This is a genomic window from Streptomyces sp. NPDC057474 (assembly GCF_042802555.1).
Lineage (GTDB): Bacteria > Actinomycetota > Actinomycetes > Streptomycetales > Streptomycetaceae > Streptomyces.
Map to the genome: position 1 here is coordinate 72,193 of NZ_JBHVDX010000011.1, position 18,104 is coordinate 90,296.

Below are 18,104 nucleotides of genomic sequence, written 5' to 3' on the forward strand. Positions count from 1 at the left end.
CGGCACCGAGGAGCCGGCCGTTCGGGTGCGGACAGGCTCTAACCCTGTCGATGGCCGGACGGCGGCGGGTCCTGCGGGTCCACGCCGGTCGAGGAAGAAGCGTCCCTGGTGCCGCTGGGGCGCTGGGAGCGGCCCTTGCGCCCGGTGTCGCGCCGGCCCTTCTCGTCCGTGTCTCCGTACTCCTCGCCGCGTGTCCCGTCACTCTTTGCCGTGTCACCTGGAACGGACTTCGTCTCCTCTGTGGACTTCGTCCGGCCCCGGCCTCTTTCGTCGGCGTGCTCAGCCGTACGGAAGGAGCGGTGGGCGCTCGGGTTGTCCTGCTGATGGGTCTCGTCCACATCGGGCGACCAGCCGTGCTGTCCGGCGCCCTCGTGACGGCTCGGGCCCTTTTTGTGCGGTGGCTCGGACGAACCTGATTTCTTCGACATGCTCCGACCTGCCTGTTCATGGTCAGTGGGGGACGCCGGTCGCGCGTCGCCGCGATGGGTAAATTATCCCCTCTCGCGATATTTCGAGCATGTTGTGACTGCGTCTGGCCCGACGGGTGAGGACGGCGGAGACGAAGTACAGGAGGCTGTAGTTCTTCTCGTCGGTGTTCGTGCCGATCAGCAGGACCATGGGTGCGGCCGGCGGGGAGAGTCCTTGCGCCTCGCTGTCGGGCAACGTCGAGCATGATGGCCTGGTCGACGGTGGCGAAGAGGCTTAGGCCGAGGCTGCCGAGCATCGCTCCGGTGATGATCAGCGGCAGTGCGGGGGCCAGGGCCGTGATCACCCCGCCCGGGTAGGGGTGAGGCGCAGGCGGTGGGGCGGGGTGCGGAAGAAGGTGGCGCGGACCTCGCCGCTCGCTCCAGCCGGCCGAAGACGGGGGCTCCGGCGCCGTACGCGTCCGCCCCGTGTGAGCGCAGTGTCCCGGTGACCGTCAGCTGCTCGGTGTGCGGGGCGGGGCGCGAGTGCGTCCCACAGGTGCGATCTCCTCCCCGACGCCGAGCGGCAGATCACGTGTGGCGCGTCGCGCGTACCCGGCGACGACCGGGTCCGGGTCGGCCAGCCGCTCCGCGAGGAACCCGGCATCCCGTCCGACGAGGGCCGCAAGCGCCGCGAGCCGCCGCTCGTACGACCCGCGCCCGTCCAGCTCGGTCAGGAGCGGGGCGAGCATCCCGTCGTCCGCGAGCCTGCGTGCGGTCCGCGCCGTCAGGGTCAGGCGCGCGGGGAACGGCAGCGGTTCGAGGGCTGAGAGCAGTTGCTCCGCGGCGGTCGGCATCCGCCGATTGTGCCCGGCAAGATCCGTTCAGGCGATCGATTAAGTGAGGACGGGTCAGGCCCGGTCGGCGGGGCCGGGCGGCAGCCGCGTAAAGCTACCGCCGGCTGCGTACCAGCAGGTAGAGGAAGTACGGCGTGCCGATCACCGCCGTCATCAGGCCGGCGCCCAGTTGGGCGGGGGCGATCACCGTGCGGCCGAGGAGGTCGGCCGTGCAGACGAGCGCGGCGTGCCGTCGGCCCACGAGGGCGCGCGCCGCGTGCGGTGCCACGAGGCCCACGAAGCCGATGGGGCCGGCCGAGGCGACGGCGGTCGCGCTGAGCAGGACGCTCACCACCTGAAACCCGAGTCTGGCCCGGGACAGTCGCAGGCCCAGGAGCCGAGGGGGTGTGTTCGTCCAGGGAGACGAGGTCCAGCTCGGCGGCGGGCGACGCGACGACGAGCCCCAGCGCCAGCACGAACGCGCAGGGCAGGACGTCCGGCAGGGTCCGGTCGTACGTCGAACCGGACAGCCAGGTCAGCGCCTTGGTGGCGTTGAGCGGGTCGGTGAGCACGATGAGCAGGCAGGGCGTGGTCCAGACAGTCAGGTCCGGCCCCACGATGGCCGGGGACCGGACCTGAAGCGTGCCCGGTGGCTAACGGCCCCGGCGGCCCACGCCGACCGGGACGGTCAGCAGGACCAGGCCGAGCGCGAGGACGGCCAGCCCGCACCAGGAGGCGACCGGGAGGCGTTCACCGAGGACGGTCACGCCCAGGACAGCCGCCACGGCGGGCTCCCCGAGGGTCAGTGAGGTGGCCATCGACGCCGGAGTGCGGCGCAGTCCGTGCCCGAAGAGCCGATAGGCGAGGTAGACGGTGAACAGGGCGAGGTACACCGCCACCGCCGCCCCGCGGGCGGTGGCGAGCCAGTGTGTGTCGACGAACGCCACGAGCGGCAGGACGAGCAGCCCGGCCGCGCCGAACAGCACCCCCATCACCGCGCCGGACGGGTGCCCGCGCGTGATGAGCCTCCCCCCGATCAGCGAGTAGACGGCGTACGACAGTCCACCGCACGCGGCGAGCGCGACACCGGTCAGGTCCATCGTCCCGGCGTGCCCGGTGAGCTGGGGACCCAGCACCAGAAGGGCGCAGCCCAGCACGGCGGCCGCGGTGGCGGCGGTCCACCGTGCGGTGGGTCGGGTCCGCCCGGTGATCCAGGACAGCAGTCCGGCGAAGACCGGCGCGCTGCCCAGCGCGATCACCGTGGCGACCGCCACGCCGGTACGGGCCACCGCCGGGTAGAAGGTGACCGGATAGCCGGCCACCGCCAGTGCGCCGAGGGCCAGCAGCCACCGCTCGGCGCGCGTGCAGGCGGCGGGCAGTGAGCGGGCGCCCCGGGAGGTGAGGAACAGCAGGATGCCGCCGAGGGTGAGACCGGCGCAGCCGATGGCCGCCGCCGGGGCTCCGGCCGGCGCCAGGGAGCTGACGGTCCCGGTCGTGCCCCACAGCACGGCTGCGATGAGGATGGGGGCGGGGCCGCTGCAGAGGCCGGTGCGAGAGGGGCGCGGGCCGACGGTGGCCGGGCGCGCGGGAGTCAGAGGGGTCGTGCGGTTCGGCACAGTCGTGAACTTCCGTCGTCGAATGCGTCTGGGGACTCGATCCGAAACGGGCGCACGACAAAAGCCCCTGACCGCCCTGCGGGTCGGATGGGGCCGGGAATCAAACCGTCAGTGTCTGCGCCCGGTCAGGCGCCGAGCGGCGGCAGAACGACGTGCCAGTAGGTGTTCACGCCTCGACTGTACACAACCCGTCACGGAGGCACGGGAGCACGGAGGCGCGGAGGTCGGTCCGGGGCATTGGTGGCTACGCGGGCAAGGGGCGTTCGTTGACGACCTGCTTCATGACCAGGGTGGACGTCAGGCGCTGGCACCCGGCAAGGTGGCCAACCGCTGGTCGTAGAGCTGCTGGAAGGCCGTCAGGTCGGTGGGGGCCACGCGGAGGCCGTACTCCACGCCGTGGAAGCCTGGACCGACGGCACTTCTCCGCCCATCTGGCCGTGCGGAGGGGCTGCTCGCTCGTGGTGGCCTCCGGCCATGGTTTCGAGGCTTCCCGCAGGAGTCCCCGGATTCATGGCTACGAGATAGAGCAGGCCGACACGCTCGCCGCCCGTCTGTCCGGCCGCGGCCACCCCCTCCCCGGCGTCAGCGCGGACCACGACACCGCCACCGCCTTCGCCCGGACCGGCTTCGGTCGGCGAGAACCGGCGGACCGTCGAGCGCGCCCTGGGTGCCGTCCGGGCGGATGAGGTCGCGCTCCCCTGACGGGCCGGGACCAGCACCCGCCGGGCCGCCCGAGGTCATGGCTGCGACTGAGCGCCGCACCCGACCACAGCCGCTTCGGGAGCGGTCGGCTTGCGGAGCAGGAGCAGGGCCGCGTCGTCGTGGAGTCGGCCTCCCACGTGCGTGAGCAGTTCGTTGTGGAGGGCTGTCAGGGTGTGGGCCGGCTCGTCGGACAGGTGGTGCGCCAGCCTCTCGGTGAGCGGATAGAACTCGCGGTCGCGGTCGCGGGCCTCCGTGACGCCGTCGGTGTAGAGCAGCAGTTGCTCACCGTCGGCGAAAGCCAGTATCTGAAGGCTGGGGGTCTCGCCGGTCAGGGCGCGCAGCCCGAGGGGCGGGGCCGGACGGGCGGGTTCCACAGGTACGACACCGGAGCCGCGCACCAGCAGCGGAGGCGCGTGTCCGCAGTTGACCAGCTCCAGATGGCCCGGCCGGGGGTGCCCGACGACCACGGCGGTGACGAAGTCGTCGCAGCGGAGGTTGCGCGCCAGACTCCGCTCGATCCGGTCGACCACGGCGAGAAGATCGGGCTCCTCGTACGCTGCCTCGCGGAAGACCCCGAGCACCAGAGCGGCTATCCCGACCGCGGGCAGCCCCTTGCCGCGCACATCGCCGACGATCATTCGAACCCCGTACGGGGTGGGCACCAGGGCGTAGAGGTCCCCGCCGATACGGGCCTCGGCGGCAGCGGCGCTGTACCGGACAGCCACCTGGAACGGGCCGACGGTCGCCGGTACCGGCTGCAGAAGCGCGTGCTGGGCGGCCTCGGCGACCGAGCGGACGGCCGCGAGCACCCGCTCACGCCGCCCGCGCAACGCGCTGGCCAGGCCACTCGCCAGGGTGACGGCCACCAGCGCGGACAGTACGGCGGCCAGCTCGCGGCCCGGCGCACCGTCACGGACACCGAGCATCGTGCCCAGCACCCCGGCGAAAAGACCGACGCAGAGGACTCCGCGCGGCCCGCTGGTGGTGGCGGCCAGCGCGGGACCGGCGGCGAGCAGCGGAAGCCACGTCAGCCCGGCTCCGCCGAGGAGACCGACGAGCACGATGACGGAAACGATCAGTACGGGTAGTACGGGCGTACCGGAGGCCAGCTGTGCGGCGACGCGGTTCCGGGTCGCCGTACCTGGAGCGGCCGCTCGTTTCCTGGACGGCCGGATCGGCCGGTGGTCGCCACCAAGCTCTCGGGTGTGACTCATGTATCGCCCGCCAGTCCTCATCTGTGCGTGGAGCATGCGCTCCGGAATTGTCCGTTTGGTCCAGGAAAGAGGATCGGTGCGGGCGCCACAAGGACCCGATTTTCAGATAGTGAGTGACAGGCCCCTGGTCACGCGGCTCGCGATCGGGAGCAGCCGCGCCCGGACCGCCTCAAGTCGCGAGAGCCGGTCCGCCCGCAGCGAGACGCCGAGCGAGCCGAGCGTGTCCCCGCTGTACACCGGCACCGCGATGCAGACCGTGCCGAGGGCGTACTCCTCCAGGTCCGTGACGGCCGGCGCCACGGGGGAGGAGTCCAGCCGCCGGAGCAGTTCCGGAGCGTCGGTGATGGTCCGTGGCGTGAGATCGGCGAGCTGGTGCCGGGAGAGATAGTCCTTGCGGGAGTCCTCGTCCAGCTCGCGCAGCACCGACTTGCCCAGCGCGGTGGCGTGCCCGGCGTCCTCGAACCCCACCCAGAGATCGACCCGGGGCGCCCGGGGACTGTCCACGATCTCGGCGACGCGGATCTCTCCGTCCTCGTAGAAGGTGAGGTAGGCGGCGCTGGTCAGCTCGTCCCGCAGCGCGGCGAGCGTCGGACGGACCCGGCTGAGCAGCGCCTGCGCCCGGCCGGTGGTGTGCAGCGTCTGCACCTTGTCGCCCAGAACGAACCCGCCGTCGGCCAGCTTCCGCAGGTATCCGTCGTGGACCAGGGTCCGCAACAGGTGATAGGCGGTGGCTAGGGGCAGCTCCGTCTCCCGTGCCAGCTGCTTGGCCGGCGCCCCGTTCTCGTGCGCGCTCACCGCCTCCAGCAGGCGGAAGGCCCGCTGCACGGAGGTGATGAGCGTGGGGCCGGGGCCGTCGTGCGCAGCCATAGGACCAGCGTGCGCCGTGCGCGCGGCGCGGGCAAGCTCCGCCCGGCCGGGCCCGGTGCCCCCGCCACTCCTCTTAAGGGCAGGACGATCACTTCCACCCGTACGCATAGGCGGCGACCCAGGTGATGTCGAGCTGGGCGCTGCTGCCGGGAGCCGCGCCCGGTCCCTGCAGAGCGCTCTCGTTCTGCAGCACCCAGGACAGGGGCCGATTCGGCACGTCGCGGGTGTCGTGCCCCACTTGCCGGCCGTCCACGAAGAACCGCACATGTCCGGGCGTCCACTCCGTCGACACGGTGTGCCACTCCGTCCAGTCGTCGCTCCCCGGGAAGTAGCCCTGTTCCCCGCCACCGCAGGGATGGTGGAAGGCGGTGAGGTCGCCGGTCCACTCGCCCTCGGGATGGTCCATCTCGCAGCCCCCGCCGTAGTGCAGCCAGGCGGACTTGTATCCCGGAGCCGGCCTCGTCACCTTGATACGGGCGCTGTACTTGCCGTACTTCATCTGCATGACGGCACGAGGTACCACCGCCGCAGCGTGCACGGGACCTCCGTCGGCGGGCCGCCACATCCGGATGTACATCCTGCCGTCGCCGTTCGCCGCAGGGCCCACGCTCACGGTGTCCTCGGGGTGATAGACGCCCACGACGTCCCGGCCGCGGTCGTTGGCCGTGTCCCGCCAACCGGTGGGGTAGGCCCACCAGTTGTCGCGGTACGTGCCCCGCAGGCCTCCGCAGTACGCGGCGGACGTGTCGACACGGTGCTCGCAGTCGCTGAACGCGCCCAGCGGCACCCGGTCGCCGTCGAAGTCCTCCGCGAGGACCTGCCAGAAGGGCCCGCAATCGCCTCGGGGTAGTTCGGTGCCCGAGGCGCGGCAGGCGTCGGCCGACACGGGCGCTCCCTCGGCACGCGGGACACCGAGGAGCGCCACCAGAAGCATGAGGCTCATGGATGGCCACAGTGCGCGTCCACGACGTTTCGGTGCCGCGTGCGAACCCATCGGAGAGCCCCCTTCGACCCACTGCGGGATGTGTGGTGCGAGGGAGCATCCTCATCGCGGGACCGGTCCGGCGCCATCCCCGGAACGGGGTGCCTTGCGGAGGGTTGCACTCCGCCTCTGCCGAGGTGAGTCGGCGGTTCCGGGTACTCGGGCGGCGGAGCCGGACACGACGTGTCCGGGACGGTCAGTCCTGAGGAGCTACGGAATGCGACTGCGGGAACACGTGGTGGTGGTGACGGGAGCGTCCAGCGGGATCGGCAGGGCCACCAGGCCGGCGACCGCCTTCGGCCCGGTGAGGAGGGAAAGGAACATCTCCTTGCGCACCCGGTGGGTCGCTCCGTCGAGCGTGTGCACGGCTCCGGCCGAACAGTGTGCTCAGCACCGGGCCGGGCGACGCCGTACCGCGTTCCACATGCCGTTCGTCGTAGAAGAACCGCACCGCTTCCGGGCCGTGCAGGGCGACGGCGTGCTGTCCATCACCCGGGCACGGGCCAGGGGACCATTGGTGCGGCGCCGACGGTCGGGCAGCCAGGTGTACCCCTTGACGAGGGCCGCGAGCGAACTGTCGACGAGCGGGGAGCGACGACTCTTGTTCATGCCCACGCGGGTGCCCGCCCCACCCGGTAGCGCGGCCGTCCCGCACCCGCCCGGCGGGGGAGTGACCAGCGGGAAGCCGAGCCACTCACATGAGGCAGAGGTGTTACGCCCGGGGAACTCGGTACTCCGCACGGAGACAGAGCCAGTCAACCGTCTCCGGAGGCGATCATGAGTGACGAGAACATGGCGGACGACGCCTACCAGCCCACGGGCGGCAACGAGGAGCAGGAGGACGCTGCCCCGCTGGATCTCCAGGACGCGGTCGACGAGCGCACGTACGACGACATGCTGGACGAGGGCTACTCGCCGCCGGAGAAGCCCCTGGGCGTCACCAAGAGCGGCACCACGGCGGCCGAGCAGCACGAGGGGGAGTCCCTGGACGACCGACTGCGACAGGAGGTGCCCGACGTGGAGGTGCCGGCCGGGGACGGTATCGGCGACCTGCCGGGCGGCGAGGGCGAACCACTCGACCCGGAGGCCGGCTCGGAACGCGCCGGTCGCCTGGTCGCACCGGACGAGGGCACGCGGGCGGACACCACCAAGGAACTCGTCGCCGAGGACGAGGGCATCGACGGTGGAGCGGCGGGTGCGGAGGAGGCGGCGATGCACGTCGTCCCCGACGACCGACTGCCCTCGCCGGACGAGCGGGAGGACTGACACGTTCACTGACACGTTCACGCCACGCCCCACGGAGGGCCCGTCGCATCGCCCCTGACGGAGGAGACGGCCACACCGCGTTTGGCGGGGGAACGGATCACGTCAGCGTGGCAAGCCGCTGTCGGCGGTGGAGGAGGCGGCCGAGAGCACCAAGCTGTGGTGCGGCGCGGCCTGGGGTGATGGCGTGGTGGGGCGGCGGGTGGGGGCGCCGTGCGGCGGCAGCGGGCCTGGCGGCGATGACGGTGGCGCAGCCGGGATCCGACGTCGTGTCCGCAGTGAGCACCTCCGGTGAGCAGACACACCGGGTAGCCGTGCTTCTCAGGCCCCACGACTGCCGAGCGCCTCGGCGAGGCAGCCCTCTTGCCCACGGCCTTGCGCACCGCGTCCTGGTGCGGTCCAGAGCGCGGCGGATGCGGGTGAAGATGCGGGGTGAACTCGTAGGCCGGCCATGTCGAATGCGGCGGTTCCCGGTCGACGTGAGAGTGAAGGCAGTACATCCCAGGACTTCAGGAGCACCCCTCGTGACCGTGACCGCGGATATGGCCATCTCCCTCGACGGCTACGTCGCAGGCACCGACATCGCCCTCGACAACCCGGGAGGCTACGGCGCCGAGCCGCTCTTCGAGTGGATCCACGATCTGGCGAGCTGGCGGGAGCGCCAGGGCATGACCGGCGGGGAGGAGAACCGCGACTCCGAGCTGATGCGCGAGTGGTTCGACGCCACCGGAGCGGTGGTCATGGGGCGCATGATGTACGACACGGGCGAGGAGTTCTGGGGCGACAACCCGCCGTTCCGGGCCCCGGTCTTCGTGCTCACCCACCACCCACGGCCGACCCTGGTCAAGGAGGGCGGCACCACCTTCACCTTCGTCACCGACGGCATCCGCAGCGCCCTCGACCAGGCGAAGACCGCGGCCGGGGACAGGAACGTCGACATCGCGGGCGGCGCGAGCACAGTGCGGCAGTACCTCCGGGAGGGGCTCATCGACGAGTTGCAACTGCACGTCGTGCCCGCGCTCCTCGGAGCGGGGCTGCGGCTGTTCGACGACCTTGGCGCCGGGCGGCGCGACCTCGAACCGGTCCGGGTGGTCGACACGCCTCTCGCCACCCATCTGAAGTACCGCTTCGCGAGGTGAGCACTTCGCCAACTACCGAACAGCGGCCGGCCGGGTCACTCCTTGAAAAGCAGCGGGAAGAATGCGGCGGGAACGGCATCGTCGCCCCCATGCCGCCTCCGGTCGCTGAGGAGCCCGTGGGCACCGGCGCCGACGGTCACTGAAGGCCGTGACGCCCCGTGCGTGACGGGGATCACACCTTGAGGAAAACCTGTCGTACGGGCCGGGCGTCTAGCGGGTGTGAGATCAGTGAGGAAGGTGCCGGGTGAGCCGGACGAGGAGCGTCTCGTCCGGCTGGTGGCCAGGGGCGACCGGGCGGCGTTCGAGGAGTTGTACCGGCGTACCGCGCCATGGCTGGCGGTGCGGTTGCGGCGTCGCTGCGCGGACGAGCAGATCGTCGCCGAGGTCATGCAGGAGACGTATCTGGCGGTGTGGCGCGCGGCGGGCGCGTTCGCCGGGGCCGCGGTAGGGGGGACGGCCGTCGGCTGGCTGTGGACGATCGCGGCACGCCGTCTCGTCGACGCGTTCCGGCGCAGGGCCCACCACGCGAAGCCGCCGCCCGCGGCCGCCGGGCAGCCCATGGCGCCCGCCGCCGAGGAGGAGGCGCTCGCGGCGACCGTCGGCGGTGACGTCGGGGACGCGTTGCGGCGCCTCGCGCCGGAACTCAGACAGGTATTGCAGGCCATGGTGCTCGACGGGCTGTCCGTCCGGGAGACCTCGGTCCTGCTCGGCGTGCCCGAGGGCACGGTCAAGACCCGCGCCCGCCGGGCCCGGACGGAGATGCGGAGGGCCCTGGCATGAGTGTGGAACACGCGTCGACGCGGCTCATCGACGGTTATGCGCGCGGCGACACGGACATCGCCGCTGACGAGGTGTGGGCCCTGGAGGCCCATCTGGAGGGGTGCCGGGTCTGCCGGGACCGGCTGTCGGCCGCCGCCACGGTGAGCGCGCCCGCCGTGGCGGCGATGGTCGACACCGTGTGGTCCGGCCTGGAACCCCAGCTGGCCACGGCCGTCCCGATGCCGCCGCGGCGGCGCTGGTCGGCGCGGCTGTCGGCGTGGCTGACGCCCACGATGGTGCCGTGGCTGGCCATGGTCATGAGCGTGACGCTGCTCGCACTGCTGCTGGACGTGGTCGGCTCGGGCTCCGGTGACGTGTCGCTGGTGCTGCTGCTCGCCCCCGTCCTGCCCGTGCTCGGCGTCGCGGCGTCCTGGTCGCGCGGCCTGGACCCGGCGTACGAGCTGACGGCGTCCGTGCCCAGGGCCGGGCTCCCTCTGGTGCTGCGGCGCACCGTGTCCGTGCTCGCCCTGGTCGTGCCCGCGCTGTTCGCGGGCGGATGGGTGACGGGGGTGACGGCCGCGCAGTGGCTGCTGCCCTGTCTGGCGTTCACCTCGACGGCCCTGGCGCTCGGCGGGGTCGTCGGGGTGACCCGGGCGGCCGTCGCACTGATCGCGGTGTGGGCCGCCGTGGTCGTGGCGCCGGCCCTGGCCACCAGCCGTACGCCCGTCGCCCTGCAGACGGACGGCCTGCCCGTGTGGGGACTGATCCTCACGCTCGGCATCGGAGTCGTGATCGCCCGCAGGGGCGCGTACGCCGTGCTGGGAGCCCATCAATGACCACATCGACGACCGATCGGAAGGAACACATCTTGATGTCCGCGGTGAGCGCGGCCGACCTCGCACCTACGTCCTACGCCTGGCAGATCCGGGCCACGGGGCTGAAGGTGCGGGTCGGCAGGAAACGGATGGCCGTCGACGGGCTCGACCTGTCGCTGGGCACCGGCGTACACGGTCTGCTCGGCCCCAACGGGGCGGGCAAGACCACCCTCATCCGGGCGCTGGCCACCGTGCTGCGCCCCGCCGAGGGCACCCTGGAACTGCTCGGCGAGTCCACGGGAGGCCTGGGCGAACACCGGGCGTTGCGCCGCCGGATCGGCTATCTGCCGCAGGAGTTCGGCTACTACAAGCGCTTCACGGTGCGCGAGTTCGTCGAGTACATGGCGTGGCTGAAGGAGGTCCCCAAGGCGGACATCCCCGCGGCTGTCCAGCGCGCCGTGGAGCGGGTCGGTCTGGCGGACCGCGCCGACGACCGGATGAAAACCCTGTCGGGCGGCATGGTGCGGCGCGTCGGGATCGCCCAGGCCATCGTCAACGACCCGGCGATCCTGCTCCTCGACGAGCCGACGGTCGGCCTGGACCCGGCCCAACGGCTGCGGTTCCGCGAGCTGCTTCAGGAGTTGGGCACGGACACCTGCGTGGTCGTCTCGACCCATCTGGTGGAGGACGTCGCCGCCGCCTGCACCGACGTGGTGCTGTTCGCCGAGGGCCGGCTGGTCTTCCAGGGCACCCCGGACGAACTGGCCGCGGCGGGCGGCCCCGAGCACGTGGGCGACAGCCCACTGGAGCGCGGCTACTCGGCGCTCCTGCAGGGCCCCGAGCAGGAAAGGGGCACCTGGTGAACATCCGTGTCCTGCGCATCGAGCTGAGACGTTCCGTCGCCCCGTGGACCGGCGTCGTGTGCCTCACCGTCGCCCTGGCATTCATGTATCTGGTGAGCGGACCGTGGTGGAAGGGCACCGCGCTGTGGACGTACCAGTGGACGTCCATGGCCCTGTGGACCCGGTACCTGCTGGCCGTCCTGTGGCCGCTCGCCATCGCCCTCGGGGCCCTCCAGGGGCTGCGCGACCACCGTTCGAGGATGTCCGAGCTGCTGACGAGCACACCACGACCCGCCCGGCACCGCGCGGCCACGACCGCGGGCGCGACGGCGATCACGCTGGCCTCGGCCTTCACGCTCCTCGTCCTCCTGGGCGCGGTCCAGGTGCTCGGCGCCACCGAGTTCACGCACCTCGGCTGGCTGCCGATCTCGCTGGTCGCCATACTCGCGCTCGTCGCGGGGGCCCTCCTCGGCATGGGGATCGGACGCAGCCTCCCCTCGCCGCTGATCCCGCCCGCGCTGGCCGTGGCCGCCTTCGTGTTCGTCAACCTCCTGCGGGTGACGACGGAGTCGGGGGTGCCGACGGCCACGGTGTCGCCCCGCTTCGCGCTGCTGTCACCGCCGGTGGACGAGGTACGCGACGTGTTCCTCACGCTCTCCGCCTCCGTGCACCTGGGCCAGACGGTCTGGCTGCTCGGCATGGCCGTGACCGGCCTCGCGCTGCTGGCCGCCGCCACCCCGCGCGCCCGTTTGCTCGCTCTGGTACCCGTCCTGGCGGGCGCGGTGATCGCCCTGCTCCTGCTTCCCTCCGACCCGCGCCGGGCGTACGTCGTCGACGAGGCCGCCGCGGCCCCGATGTGCGACGGCCCGGTGTGCGTGGCGACGGCGCACCAGGACCGCCTCCCCGACCTCGCGGATCCCGGAAAGAAGGCGCTCCGCCTCCTGCGGGACGTCCTCGGCGGCGAGGCGCCGACATCCGTCCGGGAGAGCACCGCCCCGCGGGGGCTCTTCGACCCGCCGGAACGGTCCCGTACGTCCGTGCTCGTCGACTTCGACGACGATGTGATCGGCGACGCGAAGGGCGAGGAACTGACCCGGGCCCTGCTGGCGCTGGGCATGGTGCCGCTCTGCTCCGCCCGCAGCGCCAACGAGAGCGGCACGCTCGGCGAGATCGCCGCGCAGGGCGTCGCGGCGGGCTGGGTCCTCGGGGACCTCAGGCCGTTCGACGGCGCCGTGCACGCGTCGAGCGACCAACTCGACACGGCCCGCCCGGTGTTCACGGAACTCAAGGCGCTGCCGTGGTCCGAACAGGTCGCGCGTGTCAAGGCGGCGCACACCGCCGCCGTCTCCTGCGAAGGCGACCCGCTCGACGCCCTGGACGGAGGTACGTCCCGGTGAGATGGCTGACGCTTTACGCGCGCTCCCGGCAGGTGCCCGCCTCGCTTGCCGCGGTGGTGATCAGCGCGGTGGCGGTATGGGCACTCGCCCGGGACGGCGGCGGGGGACCGGGCGATCCGAAGCTGCCTGTGTTCGTCCTCGTCGCGGGGATGACGGCGGCTTCGATCGGGCTCGGCGGGCAGGATCTCGCGCTGGACCGCACGGCCGCGATCCGCTGGCGGCCCCGCCGGGCGGCACACGTGCTGCTGATCGGCACGGTGGTCGGCGCCGTGCTCCTCGCGGTACAGGCGATGGGCGGGCAGGACCTGGCTCCCGCCGCGTTCGTCGTCCGCGACAGCGCGGGGCTGATGGGCCTCGCCGCCCTCGGGGCGGTGGTGTGCGGGGCGCGGTACGCATGGACCCTGCCGATCGCCTGGCTGTCGTTCTCGGTCTTCGCCCCGTCCCCGACGAGTGTGCCGATGCAGGCGGCGACCTGGATGCTGCTGCCGCCCGGTACGACGACGGCCACCTGGACGGCCCTGGCCCTGGCGGTCACCGGCACGGCGGCCTATGCCTTCGCGGGCCCGAGATGGTAGCGGGCCCGAGACGGTAGCCGGTCCGGTCCGGTCCGGGCTGTCGGGGCTGTCGTATCCGGTCAGGTCCAGGCGATCTCGAAGTATCTGACGCGTTCGTCCTCTCCGGTCGGCCGCATGCCGGCCGCCGTCATGACGTGCTGGGACGCGATGTTGTCGTGGTCGGCGTCGCCCTTCACACGGGTGGCGCCGTGCGCCCGAGTGAACAGCAGCAGTTCACGGAGGGCTTCGGAGGCGTATCCCTTGCCGCGCGCCGACGGGACGAGGCCGTAGCCGATCGTGACACTGCCGTTCGCGTCCGAGGGCCCGTGGAAACCGAGGCCGCCGATCGCCTGCCCGTTCTCGCGGAGGCGGATCTCGAAGGTGCCGAACGGCCAGGGATCACCGGTGGTCGCGCAGATGTCCAGGAAGCGCCCGGCGGCGAACACGTCCCCGTCGGCGGGATATCCGGGCGCCCATCGAGCACCACCCGGCGGCACACCAGCCGCCAGACGCTCGGCCTCGCCGACGGTCATCGGATGAAGGACGAGCCGCTCTGTCACAAGATCGTTCATGGCGGTTCAGATCCAGGTGTCGAGCCACATGCGGATGTGCCAGTCGGGATACGGGATCGTGAGCCCCGTGTAGATCGGGAAGAGGTAGATGAAGTTCCAGGCGATGAGCAGGACGAGCGTGCCCGTCGCCACCGCTCCCCGTGTGCGGCGTTCGGCGCTCGCGCCCGGGGGGCCCAGCAGCGCGCCCAACGTCATCGCCACGGCCAGACACAGGTACGGCACGAAGACGACGGCGTAGAAGGAGAAAGTCGTGCGGTCCTGGTACAGGAACCAGGGCAGATAACCCGCGCCCACGGCGCACAGCACGGCGCCCGCGCGCCAGTCGCGGCGCAGGGCCCAGCGGAAGAGCAGATACACGAGGGCGCAGCACGCCGACCACCACAGCATCGGCGTACCCAGGGCGACGATCGCCTGCGAGCAGCCCGTTATCGCGTGGCAGCCGGCCTCCCCGGGCTCGGGCGACTGGTAGGAGAACAGCACGGGGCGGCCGAGGACCAGCCAACTCCACGGGTTGGACTCGTACTTGTGGAACGCGTCCAGGTCCACGTTGAACTGGTAGACGCCGTACTCGTAGTGCCACAGGCTGCGCAGCGGTGCCGGTATCCACGACCAGGTGCCGCCGCGGCCGTCCGCCCAGTGCCGCCCGTAGCCGTCGTCGGACAGGAACCAGCCGGTCCACGTCGCCACATAGGTGACCACGGCGACCGGGACGAGGGAGAGCACTGACCAGCCGAGGTCCTTGCGCAGCGCCGCCCGGTAGGGGTGGCGTGCCCCCGCGACACGGCGGGCGCCGACGTCCCACAGCACGGTCAGGACCATGAAGAAGGCCAGGAAGTACAGGCCGTTCCACTTGGTCGAGGCGGCCAGACCCAGGCAGAGGCCGGCCGCGAGCCGCCAGGGACGCCATCCCGTCCCGGCGTTCTCGCCGGTGTCCCGGTGCGGGCCGACGTGCCCGTCCTCGCCCACCGGCAACGCCGCCGCGAGCCGGGCCCGCGCGTGGTCCCGGTCGATCAGCAGGCATCCGAAGGCCGCCAGGACGAAGAACATGACGATCAGGTCGAGCAGCGCGGTGCGGCTCATCACGTAGTGCAGGCCGTCCATCGCCATCAGCGCGCCGGCCAGGCAGCCCAGGAACGTCGAACGGAACAGGCGGCGTCCGATTCGGCACAGCATCAGCACCGACAGCGTGCCCAGGACGGCCGTCATGAAGCGCCAGCCGAACGGGTCGAGACCGAACATCCACTCACCGACGGCGATCACCCACTTGCCCGTCGGCGGGTGCGCGACGAAGCTCCCGGTGTCGGAGAGCGGTATCACCTGGGGGTCGCCCAGGATCTGCGGGTCGGCGACCTTACGGTCCGGCCAGGTGCCCTCGTAGCCGAGCCGCAACAAGGACCAGGCGTCCTTGGCGTAGTAGGTCTCGTCGAAGGCGAGTTCGTGCGGCCGGTCGAGGCGCCAGAAGCGAATCGTTCCGGCTAACAGAGCGACGAGCAGCGGCCCCAGCCAGGCCATCGCCTTCGCGACGCGGTACGCCGGCACCGGGCCGAGCCCCACACGCTCCCAGAAGCGGGTCCCCGGCTCCGGGAAGGGCGGAACCAGGCGTTCGCGGATGTCGCTCCGGGGGCGTCCGGCGTACCCGAACAGGCGCAGACGGTCGTTCCAGTCGGTGGGCGCCGTCGTCGAACGGGTGCCGTGGAGCATCGGGGTGAAGGAGTCCTTTGAGAGTGCGGGCGGTGCGGTGCCGGTGGTCGGCCGGCCGGGGTCGGGGTGCGCCCGGAGGCTAGCAGGGGCTCGCCGACGACGAACGCGTGCAGGCCGTTCACCCGGAGCGCTGCTGAGGGCTGGGTTCCTTGACGTCTTCCATCAATACGGTGAGCAAGGGGCCCTCGACGGTGCTGTCCTCGAGCGCGACACCGCCCATGTGCTCGCACCCCCGCACCCCCGCACCCCCGCACCCCCGCACGTTCGCCTTCGGAGATCGTAATGTGCACACGCTCGGTCAGCCCGGGGCGGTGTGATTCCACAGGTCGGTGACGGGCTGCGGGTCGAGGCGGCGCCCGTCGCGCAGACACAGGCGACGTGGTGGTCGGCGGCCTCCCTGGCACCGATGACGGCTTGGTACGGGACCAGCCTGGCCGGTCCCGCGCCGATCATCGGATCGGTGTCGAACAGGCCCAGCTCACGGCCGAGTTTGCGGTGGTCGTGCATGGCGGTCTCCTCGCGGACATCGGACGGGCGACCGCAGGACGAAGCCCCGGGGCACTCGCCCCGGGGCTTCGGACAAAGACATCTGTCAGCGCGAAATATTCGTCGGCGGGCGGCCGCTTGGCCGTCGCCCCCCGAATCTTGGATGCGATGCGGCACCGTGCCGTGGTGGGATGCGCCGTATGAGCGAAACGCTGCGTGCCCGCATCGAGCGGTACTACGCCACCGTGCCGCTGCTGTTCGCCGACGTCGAGGAGTTCGGCCCGCTGCGCCTGTTCGTGCGGAAGGAGCCGGGTGCCCCGTACTACGGCGGGCCCGGCCATGCTCAACCCGCTGCGGGAAGGGACTCCACGGTCACCGCCGCCGACATCGCGCGCGTGCGGGCCCGGCAGCGCGAACTCGGTGTGCCGGAGGCGTTCGAGTGGCTGGCCGAGTCGGCGCCGACGTTGCGCGCGGGCATCGAGGCCTCCGGTCTCCCGGTGCTCGAACGCCCGTTGATGGCTCTGGATCCGCACCACCCGGTCGACCCACGACCGTTGCCGGACGGCGTGACCATCCGTGCGCTGACAGCCGACGACCCCGCGCTGCCCGCGGCGCTCGCCCTGCCACGGCTGGCCTTCGCCGAGGAGGGCACCGCGGTGGGCACCGCGGGCCGTGAAGAGCTGTTGGCGGTGGCCGAGGAACTGACCGTGAACGGCACCGTGGCGGCGTTCCGCCCCAGTGTCCGCGCCGGGCACAAGACGCTCATCGCCGCCGTCGCCCCGGACGGTACGCCGCTGGCCGTCGGCCACTACCACCCGGCGAACGGCACCACCGAGATCGGCGGCATCGGCACCCTTCCCACGGCCCGCCGCCAGGGCCTGGCCGCCACCGTCACGGCGGCCCTGGTCGACCACGCCCGCGACCACGACGTGAGCACCGTCTTCCTCGCCTACGCGGCGGACACCGTCGCCCGCATCTACACCCGCCTGGGCTTCCGCCCTGCCGACTGCACCCTTCTGATCGCCGACCAGCCCGCGCGATCGTAGGTATCGACCGTTCTCCGGAGGTACTCGTAGGTCTCCCTGCAAAGCGGGAGACTCCCGGAGACAGGCATGGATCACTCGCGGGTCCCTGTTCCGGTCGGATGTCCTTGCGCTCAATGGGCTCGACGACCGTAGGGAGAGCCGAGGGTCCGGAGGAGGGCCCCACCCCTTTCCTGAAACCCCTCGAACCCTGACGGCGCCCATGTCGGCGAGCCGCGTGGCTGGGCCGTTCGCGGGTACTCGGGATCGCGCCGAAAGGCTGACCGAGCCGACGGGTACGGATGCGGAAGCGGAAGCGGAAGCGTTTCACTCAGGAGAGGAGCGAGGACATGGGACACGGTGGAGACGTCATCGCCGAACTGACCACGGACCACGGCGAAGTGGAGGAGATGTTCGGCGAGATCGAGGCGCTGCCCTCCGGGGACCCCCGGCGCAAGCACTACGTGGACAAGGTCACCATCGAACTGGTGCGTCACTCGGTCGCCGAGGAGGCGTACCTCTACCCGGCGGTCCGCGAGCACATTCCGGACGGTGACGCGATCGCCGACCGGGAACTGGAGGACCACGCCGAGGCCGAGCGCACCATGAAGGCCCTGGAGCGGTGCGAGGCCGACGACCCGGACTTCGACCTGCTGATCACCCAGCTGATCACCGAGATCAGGTCGCACATCCAGGACGAGGAGAACAACCTCTTCCCCCGGCTGCGCGCGTCCTGTTCGGCGGACGCCCTGAACAGCCTCGGCGAGAAGGTCCGCACGGCCAAGAAGACGGCCCCGACCCGGCCCCACCCGGCGGCTCCGGATACCCCTCCGGCCAACAAGCTGCTCGCCCCCGGCATGGGCCTCGTCGACCGCATGCGCGACGCGCTGACCGGCCGGGGAAAGGACGACTGACACCCGTAGCGGACGGGCT

The 18,104-nt window shown here is 71.8% G+C and carries 17 protein-coding genes and 4 pseudogenes; 9 read left to right on the forward strand and 12 right to left on the reverse strand.

Annotated elements, in window-relative coordinates:
* Positions 1-38: 38 nt before the first annotated feature.
* The 10 genes and pseudogenes from ACFU53_RS05150 to ACFU53_RS05195 all read right to left on the reverse strand — a co-directional run.
* On the reverse strand, positions 39-428 hold the full coding sequence (locus ACFU53_RS05150) for a hypothetical protein (RefSeq protein ID WP_383986179.1): 390 nt from the start codon (positions 426-428) through the stop codon (positions 39-41).
* 22 nt (positions 429-450) lie between these two features.
* Complete coding sequence (locus ACFU53_RS05155; RefSeq protein WP_383986181.1) at positions 451-663, reverse strand: hypothetical protein; 213 nt, start codon at positions 661-663, stop codon at positions 451-453.
* Positions 664-919: 256 nt separating this feature from the next.
* Positions 920-1,261, reverse strand: a complete 342-nt coding sequence (locus tag ACFU53_RS05160; RefSeq protein WP_383986183.1) for a hypothetical protein — start codon at positions 1,259-1,261, stop codon at positions 920-922.
* A gap of 94 nt (positions 1,262-1,355) precedes the next feature.
* A pseudogene (locus tag ACFU53_RS05165) lies at positions 1,356-2,340 on the reverse strand (iron chelate uptake ABC transporter family permease subunit).
* A gap of 45 nt (positions 2,341-2,385) precedes the next feature.
* A pseudogene (locus ACFU53_RS05170) lies at positions 2,386-2,856 on the reverse strand (EamA family transporter); the annotation flags it as partial.
* Between the two features lie 244 nt (positions 2,857-3,100).
* Positions 3,101-3,243: pseudogene (locus ACFU53_RS05175) on the reverse strand (Lrp/AsnC ligand binding domain-containing protein); the annotation flags it as partial.
* Between the two features lie 350 nt (positions 3,244-3,593).
* Complete coding sequence (locus tag ACFU53_RS05180; RefSeq protein ID WP_383986185.1) at positions 3,594-4,772, reverse strand: PP2C family protein-serine/threonine phosphatase; 1,179 nt, start codon at positions 4,770-4,772, stop codon at positions 3,594-3,596.
* Positions 4,773-4,874: 102 nt separating this feature from the next.
* On the reverse strand, positions 4,875-5,639 hold the full coding sequence (locus ACFU53_RS05185; protein WP_383986187.1) for an IclR family transcriptional regulator: 765 nt from the start codon (positions 5,637-5,639) through the stop codon (positions 4,875-4,877).
* A gap of 88 nt (positions 5,640-5,727) precedes the next feature.
* A complete protein-coding gene (locus ACFU53_RS05190; protein ID WP_383986189.1) occupies positions 5,728-6,582 on the reverse strand; it encodes a glycoside hydrolase family 16 protein in 855 nt (284 codons plus the stop codon).
* A 315-nt stretch (positions 6,583-6,897) separates the two neighbouring features.
* Positions 6,898-7,230 (reverse strand): annotated as a pseudogene (locus ACFU53_RS05195) (cytochrome P450); the annotation flags it as partial.
* A 168-nt stretch (positions 7,231-7,398) separates the two neighbouring features.
* Here ACFU53_RS05195 and ACFU53_RS05200 point away from each other — a divergent pair.
* The 7 genes from ACFU53_RS05200 to ACFU53_RS05230 all read left to right on the forward strand — a co-directional run bounded on the left by ACFU53_RS05200 (position 7,399) and on the right by ACFU53_RS05230 (position 13,411).
* A complete protein-coding gene (locus ACFU53_RS05200) occupies positions 7,399-7,887 on the forward strand; it encodes a DUF5709 domain-containing protein (protein WP_383986191.1) in 489 nt (162 codons plus the stop codon).
* Positions 7,888-8,408: 521 nt separating this feature from the next.
* Positions 8,409-9,023, forward strand: coding sequence for a dihydrofolate reductase family protein (locus ACFU53_RS05205; RefSeq protein ID WP_383986193.1), 615 nt, complete (start codon positions 8,409-8,411; stop codon positions 9,021-9,023).
* A 228-nt stretch (positions 9,024-9,251) separates the two neighbouring features.
* Complete coding sequence (locus tag ACFU53_RS05210) at positions 9,252-9,803, forward strand: RNA polymerase sigma factor (protein WP_383986195.1); 552 nt, start codon at positions 9,252-9,254, stop codon at positions 9,801-9,803.
* Positions 9,800-10,618: a zf-HC2 domain-containing protein gene (locus ACFU53_RS05215; protein WP_383986197.1), complete on the forward strand. Its 819-nt coding sequence runs from the start codon at positions 9,800-9,802 to the stop codon at positions 10,616-10,618. The genes ACFU53_RS05210 and ACFU53_RS05215 overlap by 4 nt, the downstream gene beginning before the upstream one ends.
* A gap of 35 nt (positions 10,619-10,653) precedes the next feature.
* Positions 10,654-11,460, forward strand: coding sequence for an ABC transporter ATP-binding protein (locus ACFU53_RS05220; RefSeq protein WP_383986199.1), 807 nt, complete (start codon positions 10,654-10,656; stop codon positions 11,458-11,460).
* A complete protein-coding gene (locus ACFU53_RS05225; RefSeq protein WP_383986201.1) occupies positions 11,457-12,836 on the forward strand; it encodes a hypothetical protein in 1,380 nt (459 codons plus the stop codon). Before ACFU53_RS05220 ends, ACFU53_RS05225 begins: the two co-directional genes overlap by 4 nt.
* Positions 12,833-13,411, forward strand: a complete 579-nt coding sequence (locus tag ACFU53_RS05230) for a hypothetical protein (protein ID WP_383986203.1) — start codon at positions 12,833-12,835, stop codon at positions 13,409-13,411. The genes ACFU53_RS05225 and ACFU53_RS05230 overlap by 4 nt, the downstream gene beginning before the upstream one ends.
* Before the next feature lie 59 nt (positions 13,412-13,470).
* On the opposite strand, the gene ACFU53_RS05235 is transcribed toward ACFU53_RS05230, so the two are convergent.
* On the reverse strand, positions 13,471-13,962 hold the full coding sequence (locus ACFU53_RS05235; protein WP_383986205.1) for a GNAT family N-acetyltransferase: 492 nt from the start codon (positions 13,960-13,962) through the stop codon (positions 13,471-13,473).
* A gap of 6 nt (positions 13,963-13,968) precedes the next feature.
* Entirely contained in the window at positions 13,969-15,663 is a 1,695-nt protein-coding gene (locus tag ACFU53_RS05240) for a dolichyl-phosphate-mannose--protein mannosyltransferase (RefSeq protein WP_383986207.1), read from the reverse strand.
* A gap of 686 nt (positions 15,664-16,349) precedes the next feature.
* On the opposite strand from ACFU53_RS05240, the gene ACFU53_RS05245 reads away from it, so the two are divergent.
* Positions 16,350-17,195, forward strand: coding sequence for a GNAT family N-acetyltransferase (locus ACFU53_RS05245; protein ID WP_383986209.1), 846 nt, complete (start codon positions 16,350-16,352; stop codon positions 17,193-17,195).
* A 326-nt stretch (positions 17,196-17,521) separates the two neighbouring features.
* Entirely contained in the window at positions 17,522-18,085 is a 564-nt protein-coding gene (locus tag ACFU53_RS05250; protein WP_383986211.1) for a hemerythrin domain-containing protein, read from the forward strand.
* Positions 18,086-18,104 lie beyond the last annotated feature (19 nt).